Source organism: Streptomyces sp. WG5, from assembly GCF_049974565.1.
In the GTDB taxonomy this organism is placed as follows: Bacteria; Actinomycetota; Actinomycetes; order Streptomycetales; family Streptomycetaceae; genus Streptomyces.
In genome coordinates, this window is sequence record NZ_JBNGGC010000004.1 from 110,467 (window position 1) to 126,129 (window position 15,663).

A 15,663-nucleotide genomic window follows, 5' to 3' on the forward strand; every position below is an offset into this window, starting at 1 on the left:
TATGTCCTGGGCCTGGCTTCGGAACCGACCGTCCTGTCGACCAGACGCCATAGCTGCTGGCCCCGACGGGCCGGACGAAACCGGGAGCCGTCCTTAATCCCAGGGCTCACTCGGCTCCGTCACCGAACAAGCCGCCTCCCAGCGCGCGCCCGTCCTGCACGTCGCCACTGCCCGGCATCCCGGTGAAGTCTTGCGCGAACAGGTGTGCGCGGGATCTGGCCGCGGAACGTCTGTGGCGGCCCCTGGTGTGCGTGCAGCGCACGAGGAGGCTGACGAAACGGGGACGCTGCGGCCGGTGTCGCGGAGGCGCCGCGTACTTCTTGCCAGTCGTTCTTGATAGGAGATGGCGTGGGTGACGGCAGGAATGCCGGTCTACAGGCCCTGGCGGCGCGCGTGGGCCGTCGGGCCGCGATGCTCTACAACAGGGACACCGGGCCCCTGCCCACTCCTTGGCCACCTTCAGGCACGACCCCACCTCCCTCGCGCACCGCTGACGCGCCCGCTGTGTCTCAGGTACGGGCTGGGCCGGGCGGCCGGGGACTGTTGCGCGCGACTTCTGCCTCTCCTCTTCCGGTGAGAGGTCCCCTGCGGGCGGACCGGGCAGCGGCGTGGCGTCCGTCGCGGGCGGCTGCGGGCGCGCCGACCGGCCGCCGTGTGTCCATCGTGGCGCGGGTGTACGGGTATCCGCCGGACCACAACGCCGGCTCGGAGTGGATGCTGCACTCGATACTCCGCCCGCTGGCCGAGCGCGGCCACCGGGTCGAGGTGTGGCTGTCCCACCCGGGCAAGAGCGAGCTGCCCTACGAGATCGACGGGGTACACGTCGTGCCGTTTCAGGCCGGCATCGACTTCGTCGCGCGCGCCGCCACGGCGGATGTGCTGGTGTCCCACTATGAGAACGTGCCCTTGGTCGCCGGGCTCGCGCGGGAACAGTCGATCCCGGTGGCGGTGATTTGCCACGACAACTTCTCCGAGAGCTTCCACAACGCCGCCGGCGCCGACCTTGTCGTCTACAACAGCCAGTGGATCCGCCGGGACGGGGGGATTTTCTACGCCCGCTACCCGCCCGCGTTCCTCCCCCGGCGCAGCATCGTGGTGCGCCCGCCGGTGATCGCGGCGGAGTACCGCACCCGTCCGGGCCAGTGCGTGACGCTGGTCAACCTGAACGCCGACAAGGGCGGGGAGTTGTTCTGGCAGATCGCCGCCTGGAGTCCGCAGTGGCGGTTCAGGGGGGTGCGCGGCGCTTACGGGACGCAGGTCATGCCGCCGCCAAGGCTGCCGAACTGCGAGGTGATCGACTCGGTGCCCGGGCACCGGATGCGTGAGCACGTCTACAGTCAGGCGCGGGTGGTGCTCATGCCGAGCCTGTACGAGTCGTGGGGGCGGGTGGCGGTGGAGGCGTTCGCCTCCGGGATCCCGGTGATCGCCCATCCCACCCCCGGGCTTGTCGAAGCCCTGGGCCCAGCCGGCATCTTCGCCTACCGCGACGATCCCGCGGCGTGGATCGATGTCCTGAACTCCCTGCGCGACCCCGGCACCTGGGCGCGCGCCTCACGCCGCGCACGGGCCCGCTCCGACGAGCTCAGCGCCACGTCCGACCTCGACCTGTGGTGCGAGGCCGTCGAGACCTTGCCAACGACACGGCCGCGAGGAGCGGGCACTCGCATCGGCCCGTCGCTCTCCACCGGAGCGGACAGCGGTGGTCCCCCGGACGATGGCGTGGTCCACCACGGGACACCTGCCGGAGGTCGGCCCCGGATTTCCGTCCCGCGGTGGATGACGCGGGTGTTCGACGAACGTTGCAGGCTGCTGCGCGGCGGTGGCGGGCGAAGTCCGGGAAGCGCACCGGGGACGGGCTCGGGGCCGTCGATGCCGGTCCATAAGCACATGGCCGCCGTGTCGGACCGGAGCGAGAAGACCGCCAGTGAACAGGGCCGTACCGCCACAGACGCTGGACGCGGCGTTGCAGGGGCTCGACGGACCGTCACTGAAGACACCGATCTACGAGGAAAGGACGCTCTGTCAGCTCAACACCTGCGCCAGGGACAAGGGCCCGCTGATCCACACCATCCCGGTCACAGCAGTAGCTGCGCTGGCTCCCGACACCGACCTCGACGGGAAGCTGGTTGTGGGCCGCCACCCGGGCATCCGGCTGAGCGGCACTGTCACCGCAGGGCCCCAGTTCTCCGTGACGCCGGGGCAGGAGGAAAGAAAGGTAGCGCGGGGCGGCAAGACCACCGGATACCCGGGGGTGGAAGTCCACCGGGAAGGGCCGGTTCCTTCGCAGACCTTCACCGCTACCCTCTCCCCGGGAGCCGGCTTGGCCTTCAAGCCCGAAGCCATGATGCCTGGCCGGTATCAAAAAGTGGCGCGGTCGAGTCGCGTCCCGAAAGAGCGGGCCGAAGATGACGGCTCGCCGCGGCGCAGACCGGAAACATCCCACGCTCCGTCAAGGCACCAGTCCGGTGCAGTGGAACCCAGTGCCCACCCGACGCGGCACTCGGGATCGATCCCGTGCTCAGCCCACCGAGGGTGATCAACCGGCATGCCTCCGTCGCGAGGCCAGGCCCGGGTGCCGGCGACCGTCTCCGGCAGGGGACGGCACACCAACCCGGCTGCCTGCGCCCGGGCTGCGAAGTCGTGCTCCGGCTGAACGAGTTGTTGTTCCCGTCGCTCGCGGACGGCGCGGCGCTGTCGGTGCACGTGAGCACCGAGACAGTGCGCGCTGTGCACCAGTGGGCAGCGGACGGTGCCGCTGTACGCCCGGTCCGCGGAGTCCGTCGAACCGGCATCATGGTGTGCCGTTCCCGGGGGTTGAGGAACTCCGCCCCGCGACCTGAGGCTGACCCGCTCTCGTCCCCGGGTGGGACCCGCGGAGGGCGTAGTACTGCGGATTCAGTACCGCGCAGTGTCGGCAGCCGGACGACGACAGGACACCCCCCTCTTCAGGAGTCTGGAGGCACCTTCGAGACCCGGATGTGGAGACCCTCCCTTGGCTGCTTTTCTGTATCGAATGGGCCGCTTGGCGTTCAGGCGACGCTGGACCGTTGCCCTTGCCTGGGCCGCCGTGCTGGCCGCCGTAGGACTCGCCGGCATGACCGCGCCGGAGGCGGAGGAGGAACCCTTCTCCATGCCGGGGATCGAATCGCAGGAAGCCTTCGACCTGATGGAGGAGCGGTTCCCCGGCGCCGCAGCCGACGGCGCCACCGCCCGCGTCGTCTTCGTCTCGCCGAACGGCGAGAAGGTCACCGCCACCGAGAACAGGAAGGCCGTCGAGGCCGCGATAGCCGAACTCGGGGACGGCACGCAGGTCGCGAGCACCGTCGACCCGTACGAGTCCGGCGCGGTCAGCGAGGACGGCTCCACCGCGTACACGACCGTGACCTACAAGGTCGACGCCGCCGGACTCACCGACGCCAGCCGCAGCCACCTGGACGAGTCGCTCGAGCACGCCCGTGACTCCGGGCTCACCGTCGAGGCAGGCGGCGACGCCATGCAGGAGATGGGCGGACCCAGCGGCACCGCCGAGGCGATCGGCATCACCGTCGCCGCAGTCGTCCTGCTGATCACCTTCGGTTCACTGGCCGCCGCCGGGCTCCCGCTGCTCACCGCGCTCATCGGCGTCGGCATCAGCCTGTTCGCCCTCACGGCCCTGGCCGGTCCGCTGGGCCTGACCGACACCACCAGCACCGTGGCGATCATGCTGGGCCTGGCCGTCGGCATCGACTACGCCCTGTTCATCGTCTTCCGCTACCGCGAGGAGCGCGCCAAGGGGCGGACGCCCCAGGAGGCCGTCGCCCTCGCCACCGGCACCGCGGGCTCCGCCGTGGTCTTCGCCGGGCTCACCGTCGTCATCGCGCTCGCCGGTCTCTCCGTCGTCGGCATCCCGATGCTGACCGAGATGGGTCTGGGCGCGGCGGGCGCGGTCGTCGTCGGCGTCCTCATCGCGCTGACCCTGGTCCCGGCCTTCCTCGGCTTCTGGCCCAACGCCGTACTGACCCGCAAGGACCGCAAGGCCCGCCGAGCGGGCGGTACGCCGCAGGAGACGCGCAAGGTCAACGGCGGCACCCGCTGGGCGAGCTTCGTGCTGCGCCGTCCGCTGCCCGTGCTGCTCGCCGCCGTCGCGGGCCTCGGCGCCCTGGCGCTGCCGATGACCGACCTCCGGCTCGGTATGCCCGGCGACGAGGCCATGTCCACGGAGACCACCCAGAGGCGGGCCTACGACGCGCTCGCCGAGGGCTTCGGCCCCGGCTTCAACGGCCCGTTGACCGTGGTCGTGGACGCCAAGGACGCCGGCGACCCGAAGGCCGCGGCCGAGACCGTCTCCGAGCGCATCGGTGGCACCGAGGGCGTGGTGTCGGTGTCCCCGGCCCAGTTCAACGAATCCGGTGACACGGCCGTCTTCTCCGTCGTCCCCACCACCGCGCCGACCGACCAGGAGACCAAGGACCTGGTCAACACCATCCGCGGCGACCGGCCCGGCGTCGAGTCCGAGGCCGGGGCGGCCTTCGAGGTCACCGGCACTACCGCGATGAACATCGACATCTCCGAGAAGGTGCAGTCCGCGCTGGTTCCGTACCTGCTCGTGGTGGTCGGGCTCGCCGTGATCCTGCTGCTGGTGGTCTTCCGCTCGATCCTCGTCCCGCTGAAGGCGGCCGTCGGCTTCCTGCTCTCGGTGCTCGCCTCGCTCGGCGCGGTGGTCGTGGTCTTCCAACAGGGCCACGGCGCCGACCTTCTGGGCGTGGAGACCACCGGCCCCATCATGAGCCTGATGCCGATCTTCCTGGTGGGCATCGTCTTCGGCCTCGCCATGGACTACGAGGTTTTCCTGGTCTCGCGGATGCGCGAGGCGTACGTCCACGGCGAGCGGCCCGCCCAGGCCGTGACCTCCGGATTCCAGCACAGCGCCCGGGTCGTCGTGGCCGCCGCGCTGATCATGATCGCGGTGTTCTCCGGGTTCATCGGGGACAGCGACGCCATGATCAAGATGATCGGCTTCGGCCTCGCGTCGGCCGTCCTGCTCGACGCCTTCGTGGTCCGGATGGCGATCGTCCCCGCCGTCCTCGCCCTGCTCGGCGAGCGGGCCTGGTGGCTGCCGAAGTGGCTGGACCGTATCCTGCCCCGGGTCGACGTGGAGGGCCAGGCCCTGACCCGCCCGACCGAGCCCGAGGCGGAACCGGCCGAGAAGGACCTCGCCCGCGCCTGACCGGGTGCGCAGGAGCCGCCCGGGGTCGTCCCAGCGACCAGGGCGGCTTCGCATCGTCCACCATGAATGCCAGCCCCCTCACCGAGAGAGCCGACCATGCGCAGCAGCCTGGAGCGCTACACCGAGCGCGTGGAGCAGTACGCGTCGCGCTTCTCGCGCTTTCCCCGCTTCCTGGACGTGACGATGGTGCTGGCCCTCATCGGCTGCGCCTTCTTCGGCACCCACCTCAGCCTCCCCGGCGTCAACCGCCCGGACACGGGGAAGTCGCTGGAGATCATGCTCGGCCTGTCCTGCTTCGTCCTGCTGAAGTACCGCACCCACACCCGCACCGTCGTGGTCGTGGTCGCCGGGGTCACCATCGCCGCGATCGCGCGCGGCTACCTGCTCACCCCGATGCTGCTGGCCCCGCTGCTCGCCGCGATGTACTGGCTGGCCGTCCTGTGCGACCGCCGGACCGTTCGCCTGTACGCGCTCGCCGTCACGGTGGCCCTGCTGACCGTGAACCTGTTCTCCGACGGCATGCGCGACCTCTCCCCCGTCCTGACCGTGATCGGCCCGGTGTTCTGGATGGCCCTGCCGCTCGTCGGCGGCAGCCTGGCCCGGCTGCGCGGCGACTACCTGGAAGCGGTCAAGGCCCGCGCCGAGCACGCCGAACACACCCGGGAGGAGGAGGCCCGGCTGCGGGTCACCGAGGAGCGCATGCGCATCGCCCGCGAGCTGCACGACGTCGTAGCCCACCACCTGGCCCTCGCCAACGCCCAGGCCGGCACCGCCGCCCACCTCTCGCGCAGCAACCCCGAGCAGAGCCGGAAGATCCTCGACGACCTCGCCGGCACCACTTCCTCGGCGCTGCGCGAGCTCAAGGCCACCCTGGGCCTGCTGCGCCAGGACGACCGGCCCAAGGGCGAGGGCCTGGAACCGGCGCCGGGGCTCGCCCGCCTTCCCGAGCTGATCGACTCCTACCGCTCGGCGGGCCTGGAAGTCGTCGTCCACCAGGAGGGCGTGCGCCGCCCGCTGACGCCGGGCGTGGACCTGACCGCGTACCGGATCGTGCAGGAAGCCCTCACCAACGTCGCCAAGCACGCCTCCGAACGCGCCGCCCACGTCGGCTTCACCTACGCCGACTCCCGGCTGCTCATCACCGTCAGCAACGACGGCCCGGCCACCGCCGTCAACGGGACGTCCGGCGGTTTCGGGTTGCGGGGCATGCGGGAGCGCGCCCAGTCCATCGGCGGCGACCTGTGCGCGGGTCCCCGCCCCGAGGGCGGCTTCGAGGTCACCACCGCGCTGCCGCTGCAGCCGTCCGCCGCCGTCGAAGGAGAGTCTCCATGACCGTGAAGGTGCTGCTCGCGGACGACCAGGCCCTGCTGCGGGCCACGTTCCGCATCCTGATCGACTCCTGCCCGGACATGGAGGTCGTCGGGGAGGCGTCCGACGGGGCGGCGGCGCTGGAGCTGGCCCGTACCCACCACCCGGACGTGGTGCTCATGGACATCCGCATGCCCGGGACGGACGGCCTGTCCGGCACCGCGGCGATCTGCGCCGATCCGGAGCTGGCGACCACCCGCGTGCTGATCCTGACCACCTTCGAGACCGAGGACTACGTCGCCCAGGCGCTGCGGGCCGGGGCCAGCGGCTTCCTCGGCAAGGACGTCACCGCGGACGCCCTGCTGGCCGGCATCCGCACGGTGGCCTCCGGGGAGGCGCTTCTCTCCCCCGGCGCCACCCGCACCCTGATCACCCGCTTCCTCACCTCCCCGGCCCCCGGCACCCACCTGGCGCCCCCGGAACGGCTCGCCGACCTCACCGGACGGGAACGGGAAGTGATGGCGCTGGCGGCCGAGGGCAGGTCCAACACGGAGATCGCGGAGCTGCTGGTGGTCAGCCCGCTGACGGTACGGACGCACATCCACCGCGCGATGACGAAACTCCACGCCCGCGACCGGGCACAGCTCGTCGTCATCGCGTACCAGACGGGCCTGGTGCAGGCGGGAGCGGACAACGGGGCCCCGCCGAGGCACAGGTCAGAGGACGAGACTTACGAGCCGAGATGAACTGGCCACCACAGAGCGGTACCTGACACCGCATCAAGACGGGTGTCAGGTGAGCGTCAAGCCTTCCGCGCGCCGCCGACCGCGGCTACGACAGCACCAAGTTCCGTGTACGGGTAGCCCGGCTGGGGTTCACGGCCGAGATGGCCCGCAAGGGCGTGCCGGCCCCGATCCAGGCCGGCAAGCGCTGGGGGATCGAGCGCACCCACTCGTAGACGAACCGACTACCGCAAGCTCCGGCGCTGCACCGGGAAGAGCGGCGAGGCCGTGGGCTTCTACCTCTGCCTCGCCGCCACCGTCGTCACGCTCCGCATGCTCATCCGGCGACCGACGAGCCGCTACCGCTCGGATGGCCGGCCCACCACCCGACGCCTCAAGTGCCCCGTTCGCCGGTCGGACCAAGACGTGCGACCGGCGGAGCGGGTTGTCCTGTCTGCACGAGCACGCCTGTGCCCAGGCGTCAGGTGAACGCCGGCGTCTGATGCGCGCAACGCTTCGTCGCCGCTACCACATGTGGCCAACGGAAGTCTTCTCTCCGTTTCGCCGGTGTGGCTGGTTATGATCGGTACCTCACGTCGCGTCAAAGCCGAACCGGACTTCCCCCGGTCCTGAACTCAGGACTGCGTCCGGTCTCGGCGGTCGGGCCGTCCCCACTGGTTCCCCGCTCTCCGAGGACTGATGTCTCCCATAGAACCCGAAGGCACACGAGGACAGCCGGCGACTCGTCGGCGGCGTACTCTGCGCCTGCGTACGCTGCTCATTTGGCTGGCAATCGTCCCTATTCTGGCGATGAGTGCCCAAGTGGTCATGACCGCACAGCCGCTGGTGCACCAGTCAAAGCAACTGCGCGCTGATGTGGCAGTCGGTGAGCGGACCGATGTACCGCTGACCAGGCTGATGGTCGAACTGCAGGCCGAGCGGGCGATGACCGCCACACGGTGGGCGAGCGGCTCCGTGTCCGAGAAAGAGCTGCGCGAGCAGCGCGCGGCCACGGACCGGGCCGCGGACGAGTTCCGCCGGGCGGCGGACGGAGCTGCGGCGGCGACCGGGCGCGAGGACGATCAGTACGTCGCGGAGCTGAAGCACAGCCTCGCGGATCTGGCCGCGTTCCGCGAGCGCGCGGACGCCCGCAGCGGGGACGCGGATCGGACGATCGGCTACTACTCCGACCTCGTCGACCGCATCATCCGGGTATACCAGAACGAGTTCAGCCATGCGGAAGACGCCGAGCTCATCCAGGAGAGCGGCCTGGTCGTCACGGTGTTCACGGTGTCCGAGATGGTGGCGCGCGAGACCACCATCCTCGCCATGGCCGGGCCGTCCAGGCGGCTGAGCCCTTCCGGGTTCGCCGAATTCGTCAACTCCGTCGGATCCCAGCGGTACCAGTACGACGAGTGGGTCGCGCCGTATCTGACGGCCGAGGACAAAGCGGCCTACGACCAGGTCTTCGCCTCGGACGGCTGGAAGACGAAGGTCCGCCTCGAGGACGCGGTCATCTCCGATCACCGGAACACCGCGTCCGGCATCGAGCTGCCCAAGGAGGCCGACGCCTGGCAGGCCGCGTACGACGAGTTCGCCTCGCGCCTTGCCGCGCTCAACGCGAAACAGGGGCGAGCACTGCTCGTGCACGCCGACGCCAAGGCCACGCAGCTGGAGAACGGGGTCATCTGGCTGATCGTCGGAAACGGCGCAGCCGTCTTTGCCGTCGCGGCCGTCATCGTGCTCACCACGCGCTCCGTGCTCCGCCGCCTGCGCGGTCTGCACCAACGTACGGTGGCCGTTGCCGAGGACACGCTGCCGGATGTCGTTGCCCGGCTCCAGCGCGGGCAGCCCGTCGACGACGATGCGCTGCCCGCGGTGAGCGGAGACCGGGACGAGGTCGGACGTATCAGCGACGCGTTCGCCCGGGTCGTCTCCGTATCCGTCGACGGGCATGCGCGGCTCGCGGCCGAGCGTCAGGGGTTCGGTATGTTCGCCGCGGGCATCGCCTCGCGCACCGGAAACCTGGTCAGCCGCCAGTTGACCCTCACCGACGAACTGCAGGACGCCTTCGGGCACGACGAGGAGCTTCTCGCCCGGTTGATGCGATCCGACCAGTTGACGGTGGGTATGCGGCGGCAGATCGAGAACCTGCTCATCCTGGCAGGTGGGGAGATCCCCGATCCGCACACCGAGCCCATGCGCGTCGCCGACCTGCTGCGCGAAGCCGCCGCGGAAGTCGAGGACTTCCGGCGGATCGAGCGCCAGGCCCTGGACGAGATCAGCGTGGTACCGCGGGTGATCAGCGAGATCAGCCACCTCCTGGCAGAACTCCTCGACAACGCCACCCGGTTCTCCCCGCCGCAGTCGAAGGTGGTCGTCCGTGCCGAACTGGTGACAGACGGGCTGTTGGTCGACATCGAGGACCGCGGGCCTCGGGTGACCGCCGCAACCTACGAGGAGATGAACGGGCGTCTGCACTCGGCCCCGCCGTATTCCGTCCTGGCGGAGAACGCGCACCGGCTCGGACTCTTCGTGGTCGGCCACATCGCCGAACAGCTCGGCGCCACAGTGACGCTGCGCCGCTCGGTATACGGGGGGACGTCGGCCGTGGTGATCCTTCCCAAGGAACTCCTTGTGCCGACCGAACCGGTCCGGGCGGAAAAGGAAACACCGCGCGCGGTGGCGATGCCCGCCCCGGCGCCGGGCCCGTTCGACGAACGCAAGCCCGAGCTGGTCCTGCACGCGAAGACCGCGTCGGCCGGCCGTAGGACGCCGGAGCGCTTGCCCGGGCGGCCGGTGAAGAGCAAGCCGTCGGCTCCTTCCCCGACACGGAACGGTGACGCGAAGCCGGCCCTCCCCGAGCGGGTCCCCCAGGCTCATATCGCCGAGCAGCTCCGCGCGCCCCACGCACCGGAGACTGCCGTCCATCAGGATGCGGCGACACCCGAAGAAGTGGCCGACGCCTGGGCGGACTACGAACACGGGACTCAGACAGTGGAAGAAGAACTCCGACAGGATCAGCCATGACGACAACGAACGACATGATCTACAGCGTCCTGGACAACAACCTGAGCAGGATCGCCGGCATCCAGGGAGCCGTGCTCCTGTCCAACGACGGGATCAAGCTCAGCTCGTACGAGCTGGAACGGGACCAGGCGGAGCGCATAGCCGCCGCGTCCTCCGGTATCGCTTCCACGATGAAGGCGATATCCAGGGAGGTCGACGGCGGCCGGGTGATCCGCCAACTGGTCGAGATGGACGACTGCTATCTCTGCATCGTCGGGTGCGGGGAGGGCAGCACGCTCATCGTGGTGACCTCCCGCAAGGCGCGGCTGGGGGAGCTGGGCGGTGAAGCCGTGCGCACCGCCCAGGCGCTCGGTGAGTGGCTGAGCACGCCTGATCGCGGCCAGGCGCAGCCGTCGTAATGGCGGACGAGCCCAGGCCGCGAGAGGGAGGCCACCGCCGGACGCGGCTGTACGCGCTGACCGATGGACGTACGGCGGCTGCACACACCGCCCTCACCATGGACACCACGATCACGGCCGTGGCCGTCGCCGACGGCCACGGCGGCCTGCCCAGCGAGTGGCAGGCCATCCTCGCGATGTGCTCGCCTCCGGGCGGCCTGGCGGTCGCCGAGATCGCGGCGCGCATGCACATCCGCCTCACTCCCATGACGCTTCTTCTCGGCGAACTCGCGGATCGGGGGCTGATCGAGCACCGGCCACCCCTGGAAGGGGCCGAGACCACCAATGTCCACCTGCTCATGAGAATCAGGGACAACCTTGCCCGGATATGACACCCCTGCCCAGGAAGCGGACCCCGTCAAGATCCTCATCGCTGGGGGATTCGGTGTCGGCAAGACGACCCTGGTCGAGACGGTCTCCGAGATCGAGCCGTTGCGCACCGAGGAACGGCTGACGAGCGCGGGCGTCGGCATCGATGACCTCGACGGCATCGAGTCCAAGGCGGTTACCACCGTCGCGATGGACTTCGGCCGCATCACCCTCACCGACGCACAGGTCGTGCTCTACCTGTTCGGCACACCTGGCCAGGAGCGCTTCTGGTTCATGTGGGACGACCTGCTGAACGGAGCACTCGGGGCGATTGTCCTTGTCGACACACGACGCCTCGACCGCAGTTTCCCGGCCGTCGACTTCTTCGAGAACCGAGGGCTTCCGTTCGTGGTCGCCGCGAACTGCTTCCACGGCGAACAGCTCTACACCGCCGAGGAGATCAGGGCGGCGCTGCATCTGCGTGACCCGAACACACCCATCCACTTGCTCGATGCCCGCTCCCGTGACGACGCGCGCGGTGCGCTGCTCTCGCTCCTGGACATGCTCATCGCCAAAGCCGAGGTCGCGGCGACCGGCTGACTTCGGCCTGCCACGTGGTGGCGTGGAGGCTCACGACCGCGCCCGTAGACCCGGTCCAGGCCGCCGCCGCGTCGGCAGTCCAGGAATGCCGGCCGGTACCGGCCGCCGTCCTCGTACTCGAACCAGCCGTCGTCGAGGAACGCCTCTCGCGGCACGGCCCGGACAGCCGGCTCCCACCGGGCGCTGTGCAGAACCTGACGCGGGGCCGTTCCCCGCGTCAGGTCCCGGTACCGTCCCGCGCTCCGGTGAGCCGGGCGCCCGGCTCACAGCGGCACGGGATGGTGGCGGGTACGCCGTTCGGTGCGGCGGCCTGCCCGGGCTCGGGGGCTACGGCTCCGGTCGACAGTGCGCACTCGGACCGGACGGTCTTGCCGGGACCGACCCGGTCGCGGACACGCCATGCTCGGTGTCGCCCGCCTGCACAACCTCCTCCACGCCGCACAGACGCACCATCGCCTCCGCTACCTGGCAGTCCCGGCATACCTGAAGATCGATTACGGGACACGACGTCGAACGTCAGGTAATCGGGAACCAGGCCGCCAGACGCTTGGCGATGACCGGCACATCCACGTTGTCCTGCGCGACGTCCTCGACGAACGGGCCGGCCACGGAGACGGGCGGCGGGACAGTACCGGCGCTGACGCCGTTGAACCGCAGGAAGACGCGCATGGCGAGCCAGGCGGTGCGCTTGTTGCCGTCGATCAACGCGTGATTGCGGGCAACGGAGTGCAGCAGCGCCGCAGCCTTCTCGTGCAACGTGGGATACAACTCGGCACCGAACACGTTCGTCCGGGGCCTCTCGATCGCCGACACCAGAAGACCCATGTCCCGCACGCTGTGCTCGGTACCGTTGACCGTGCGGGCGATGGCCAGGATCTCGTCGATCTGGAGGTAGCGCACGTTCGTCACTTCAGGTAGTCCAGAATCTCCGCATCGCTGTCCATCAGCTCGGCCAGAACGTCATCGACCTTCAGCTCGGCCCGGTCCTGAGCATCACGGATGGCCTCGATGGCAAGTTCCTGCTTGCTGCGGCCCTCCCGACGAGCCCGCTCGGTGAGCTTCGCGTCAAGGTCATCGGGGAGCCGGAGTGTCATCGCCATACAGCCATGATACCTGACCGGTATCATGGCTGGCGCGTTCGAGCCGCTCCCCTGAAGACGTGGGGCCCAAGGCACCTGATGAGGAGGTGCAGCAGAGACTTCCGCTGCGAGCGTCAAGGATCTCCGAACGACCCTCTCAAAGCGTCGCCGATGCATGCACCTCGCTCACGAATCCGCAGGTCAGCGAGTTATAGAGATCGATCCGCCCGCGCGAACCGCTGCCTGGAGGGAAACAGGGCGAGCGACCCACCCGAACAACAAAAGCGCAGGTCAAGACCCTTTGCCAGCAGGTTCGAGGATAGCGACGCACTCCATATGCGACGTCATCGGATAGATGTCGGTCTGAGCGGATCCCAGAAAAGCCATGGTCAGAGCCTGGCTTCTCGGCTCATCGTCCTCGTACAGACGCCCACAGCGTCAAACGAGCGTCAAGGCCGAGAGTCCGTCCTGCGCAGGGCTGGGCAGACTGCAGCAACCAGCTCACCCGGGGATCCGCCCCGCTCGCTCTGGACGCCAGCTCGCACATCATGACCCCTCGCAACGTCTCCGGCCGCCATAATGGAGTCATGCCCTCCCGCCCACAGCACCCCGCACCCACCCGAGGGATGCCTCGGGCGCGGACGCCGAGGACCTCGCGCTGTACCGGGAGAAGTTCCGCCGCCGTCTGCCGGAGTCGCTGGACGAGCTGCGCGGGCCGACCCACGGTGTCGTGGATCTGCCGCTGCACATGGCCTGGTCCGGGATGACCTCATACGATCTGGACAAGCCGCGCCAGCGTATGGGCCTGTACCGCACCGTCCTGCACGAGGGCCTGCGTGATGACCTGCCCCGGTACCTCAACCGGGACCTGCTCCTCCAGCTGTGGCCGGTGCTGCGCACCCTCGTCGGCCGCACCGTGCGCGCCGTATGGGAAGACGCCTTCCCTCAGCTCGCCTCCCGCACCCGGGCAGCCGCGTGACGGACATGCCGGAGCTGCACACGCGGCTCCTGGCGGATGTGATCGCCCTCGGCTCCCCATACCCCTTAGTTCTCACCGGCGGATATGCCGCACGGGCGCACCGCCTGGTGAACCGCCCCAGCCAGGACCTCGGTGTCGCCACCGAGAACCCGGCACCCATGGCCGACATCGCCGCCACGCTCCGGGCCGGCCTGGAAGCCCGCGGCTGGAAGGTGCACGCGCTGGAGACCGCCCCGCTGTCCGCCCGCTTCACCGTGACCGACCCGGCCACCGGGCAGGAATGCGAAGTCGACATCCTCAAGGAGATCTTCTGGCGGCCGGTCACCCAGAGCCCGTACGGTCCCGTCCTCGCGGAGGAGGACGGGATCGGAACCAAGGTCCGCGCCCTCGCCGACCGCGGAGCGCCCCGCGACCTGATCGACGTGTTCGCGGCCTCCCGCCGCTGGACCAATGCCGAGCTCGAAGAGTTCGGCCGCCGCCACGCCCGCGGCCGCTTCGAGCGCGAAGACCTTCAGGCGAACCTCACAGGCGCCGAGTGGACCGACGACGAAGCCTTCGCCGCCTATGGCCTCGATGACGCCACCATCACCGCTCTCCGTGCCTGGGCCGTGGAGTGGGCCGACAGCCTCGCGGCCCGCCTCCTCGAAGTGTCCGATGATCCGGACATCGACGGCTCGAATCCGGACTGAACCTCATCTGCGAGTTGCCGACGAGACCGACCGGCTCCGCAAAGCTCTCACTCACGCGGCCGAGATCCGCCGCGGCGCACACAAGAACGTCCAGATCCTCAAGCCGATATCCGCGCCTGGTTCAAGACCTGGAACGCAGACCCCAAGCCGTTCATCTGGAACTAGACCTACGTAGACCGACACTGGGAGGTGGCGGCGAGGAACCGCTCCTGCCGGTGAGTGACGGGCGGTGTGGCCGGTGGCGGGACCACCGCCAAGTCATCAACGGGATACTGCATCGGGTGCACCGGACGAGCGCGTCCAGATACCGTCCCCGACGACGTCCTCACCGCACACCACGCTGCAACCGACCGCACCCGCGCCTGGGCGCCACCTGGGACCCCGACGTCGTACGTCTGCTGTACGCCTCCGGCATCCCCCGACCACGCTGGGCCGATACCTCAGCTAGTGCTGTGACCGAATAGGTTCGTCGGGTTGGTAGTTGGAGCGGTTGGATGGGCGGTGACGTCCATTCCGACCGCTGGAGGTGTGGTGGCCGAGCCTGTGCGGGTGCGCAGACTGACCGACCAGGAAGGGCAGAAGCTGCAGCAGACCGTGCGCCGGGGCAGTACCAGCTCGGTGCGCTACCGCCGGGCGATGATGCTGCTGGCGTCCGCCGGCGGAAACCGCGTACCGGTGATCGCCCAGCTGGTCCAGGCCGACGAGGACACGGTGCGGGAGGTGATCCACCGGTTCAACGAGATCGGCCTGGCCTGCCTGGACCCTCAATGGGCGGGAGGCCGTCCCCGCCTGCTCACCCCTGACGACGAAGACTTCGTGATCCAGACGGCCACCACCCGCCCCACCAAACTCGGCCAGCCCTTCACCCGCTGGTCGATCCGCAAACTCGCCGCCTACCTGCGCCGCGTCCACGGACGCATCATCCTCATCGGCCGCGAAGCCTTACGCTGCCTGCTCCGCCGCCGCGGCATCACCTTCCAGCGCACCAAGACCTGGAAGGAGTCCCCCGACCCGGAACGCGACGCCAAACTCGACCGGATCGAGCACGTCCTGGAGCACTTCCCGGACCGGGTCTTTGCCTTCGACGAGTTCGGACCGCTGGGGATCCGGCCCACCGCGGGCTCCTGCTGGGCGAAAGCGGACACAGCACCCGCCACCTGTTCGGCCCGGGCTGCCGTCTCCTGGCCGTCACCGACCCCCTCGGCCACACCACCCGCTTCACCTACGAAACCGACGGCAACCTCCTGACCCGCACCGACCCACTCGGTCGCACCACCGTCTACGCCTACGACGAGGATGGCTGG

At 69.5% G+C, this 15,663-nt stretch carries 11 protein-coding genes and 3 pseudogenes; 12 read left to right on the plus strand and 2 right to left on the minus strand.

Going from position 1 to position 15,663, the window contains the following annotated elements:
- Positions 1-654 precede the first annotated feature (654 nt).
- The 9 genes and pseudogenes from ACP4IX_RS05725 to ACP4IX_RS05765 all read left to right on the plus strand — a co-directional run bounded on the left by ACP4IX_RS05725 (position 655) and on the right by ACP4IX_RS05765 (position 11,612).
- Positions 655-2,409 (plus strand): glycosyltransferase family 4 protein, encoded by a 1,755-nt coding sequence (locus ACP4IX_RS05725; protein ID WP_426554902.1) that lies wholly within the window; start codon positions 655-657, stop codon positions 2,407-2,409.
- A 583-nt stretch (positions 2,410-2,992) separates the two neighbouring features.
- Positions 2,993-5,206 carry an MMPL family transporter gene (locus ACP4IX_RS05730; RefSeq protein ID WP_426523706.1) on the plus strand — a complete coding sequence of 738 codons (2,214 nt, stop codon included), beginning with the start codon at positions 2,993-2,995 and terminating at the stop codon, positions 5,204-5,206.
- Positions 5,207-5,302: 96 nt separating this feature from the next.
- Complete coding sequence (locus ACP4IX_RS05735; protein WP_426523707.1) at positions 5,303-6,538, plus strand: sensor histidine kinase; 1,236 nt, start codon at positions 5,303-5,305, stop codon at positions 6,536-6,538.
- Complete coding sequence (locus ACP4IX_RS05740; RefSeq protein ID WP_426554903.1) at positions 6,535-7,260, plus strand: response regulator transcription factor; 726 nt, start codon at positions 6,535-6,537, stop codon at positions 7,258-7,260. Before ACP4IX_RS05735 ends, ACP4IX_RS05740 begins: the two co-directional genes overlap by 4 nt.
- Before the next feature lie 77 nt (positions 7,261-7,337).
- A pseudogene (locus ACP4IX_RS05745) lies at positions 7,338-7,635 on the plus strand (IS5/IS1182 family transposase); the annotation flags it as partial.
- Positions 7,636-8,064: 429 nt separating this feature from the next.
- Positions 8,065-10,266, plus strand: coding sequence for a nitrate- and nitrite sensing domain-containing protein (locus ACP4IX_RS05750; protein WP_426554904.1), 2,202 nt, complete (start codon positions 8,065-8,067; stop codon positions 10,264-10,266).
- Complete coding sequence (locus tag ACP4IX_RS05755) at positions 10,263-10,664, plus strand: roadblock/LC7 domain-containing protein (RefSeq protein ID WP_030826382.1); 402 nt, start codon at positions 10,263-10,265, stop codon at positions 10,662-10,664. Before ACP4IX_RS05750 ends, ACP4IX_RS05755 begins: the two co-directional genes overlap by 4 nt.
- Entirely contained in the window at positions 10,664-11,035 is a 372-nt protein-coding gene (locus ACP4IX_RS05760) for a DUF742 domain-containing protein (RefSeq protein WP_426523710.1), read from the plus strand. The genes ACP4IX_RS05755 and ACP4IX_RS05760 overlap by 1 nt, the downstream gene beginning before the upstream one ends.
- Positions 11,022-11,612, plus strand: a complete 591-nt coding sequence (locus ACP4IX_RS05765) for a GTP-binding protein (protein WP_426554905.1) — start codon at positions 11,022-11,024, stop codon at positions 11,610-11,612. Before ACP4IX_RS05760 ends, ACP4IX_RS05765 begins: the two co-directional genes overlap by 14 nt.
- Before the next feature lie 516 nt (positions 11,613-12,128).
- Here the strand turns inward: ACP4IX_RS05765 and ACP4IX_RS05770 are convergent.
- Positions 12,129-12,521 carry a type II toxin-antitoxin system death-on-curing family toxin gene (locus ACP4IX_RS05770; RefSeq protein WP_426523712.1) on the minus strand — a complete coding sequence of 131 codons (393 nt, stop codon included), beginning with the start codon at positions 12,519-12,521 and terminating at the stop codon, positions 12,129-12,131.
- Entirely contained in the window at positions 12,518-12,712 is a 195-nt protein-coding gene (locus ACP4IX_RS05775; RefSeq protein ID WP_007445201.1) for a ribbon-helix-helix protein, CopG family, read from the minus strand. The genes ACP4IX_RS05770 and ACP4IX_RS05775 overlap by 4 nt, the downstream gene beginning before the upstream one ends.
- Positions 12,713-13,278: 566 nt before the next feature.
- Between ACP4IX_RS05775 and ACP4IX_RS05780 the strand changes: the two are divergent.
- The 3 genes and pseudogenes from ACP4IX_RS05780 to ACP4IX_RS05790 form a co-directional block, all read left to right on the plus strand.
- A pseudogene (locus ACP4IX_RS05780) lies at positions 13,279-13,670 on the plus strand (hypothetical protein).
- A gap of 5 nt (positions 13,671-13,675) precedes the next feature.
- Complete coding sequence (locus ACP4IX_RS05785; RefSeq protein WP_426554906.1) at positions 13,676-14,359, plus strand: nucleotidyl transferase AbiEii/AbiGii toxin family protein; 684 nt, start codon at positions 13,676-13,678, stop codon at positions 14,357-14,359.
- Between the two features lie 531 nt (positions 14,360-14,890).
- Positions 14,891-15,517, plus strand: a pseudogene (locus ACP4IX_RS05790) (helix-turn-helix domain-containing protein); the annotation flags it as partial.
- Positions 15,518-15,663 lie beyond the last annotated feature (146 nt).

Bases quoted from the DNA above. Each gene is read 5' to 3' on its own strand.
- ACP4IX_RS05775 (WP_007445201.1), bottom strand. From the start codon at position 12,712: ATGGCGATGACACTCCGGCTCCCCGATGACCTTGACGCGAAGCTCACC.
- ACP4IX_RS05750 (WP_426554904.1), top strand. From the start codon at position 8,065: ATGACCGCACAGCCGCTGGTGCACCAGTCAAAGCAACTGCGCGCTGAT.
- ACP4IX_RS05740 (WP_426554903.1), top strand. From the start codon at position 6,535: ATGACCGTGAAGGTGCTGCTCGCGGACGACCAGGCCCTGCTGCGGGCC.
- ACP4IX_RS05735 (WP_426523707.1), top strand. From the start codon at position 5,303: ATGCGCAGCAGCCTGGAGCGCTACACCGAGCGCGTGGAGCAGTACGCG.
- ACP4IX_RS05760 (WP_426523710.1), top strand. From the start codon at position 10,664: ATGGCGGACGAGCCCAGGCCGCGAGAGGGAGGCCACCGCCGGACGCGG.
- ACP4IX_RS05785 (WP_426554906.1), top strand. From the start codon at position 13,676: ATGCCGGAGCTGCACACGCGGCTCCTGGCGGATGTGATCGCCCTCGGC.
- ACP4IX_RS05755 (WP_030826382.1), top strand. From the start codon at position 10,263: ATGACGACAACGAACGACATGATCTACAGCGTCCTGGACAACAACCTG.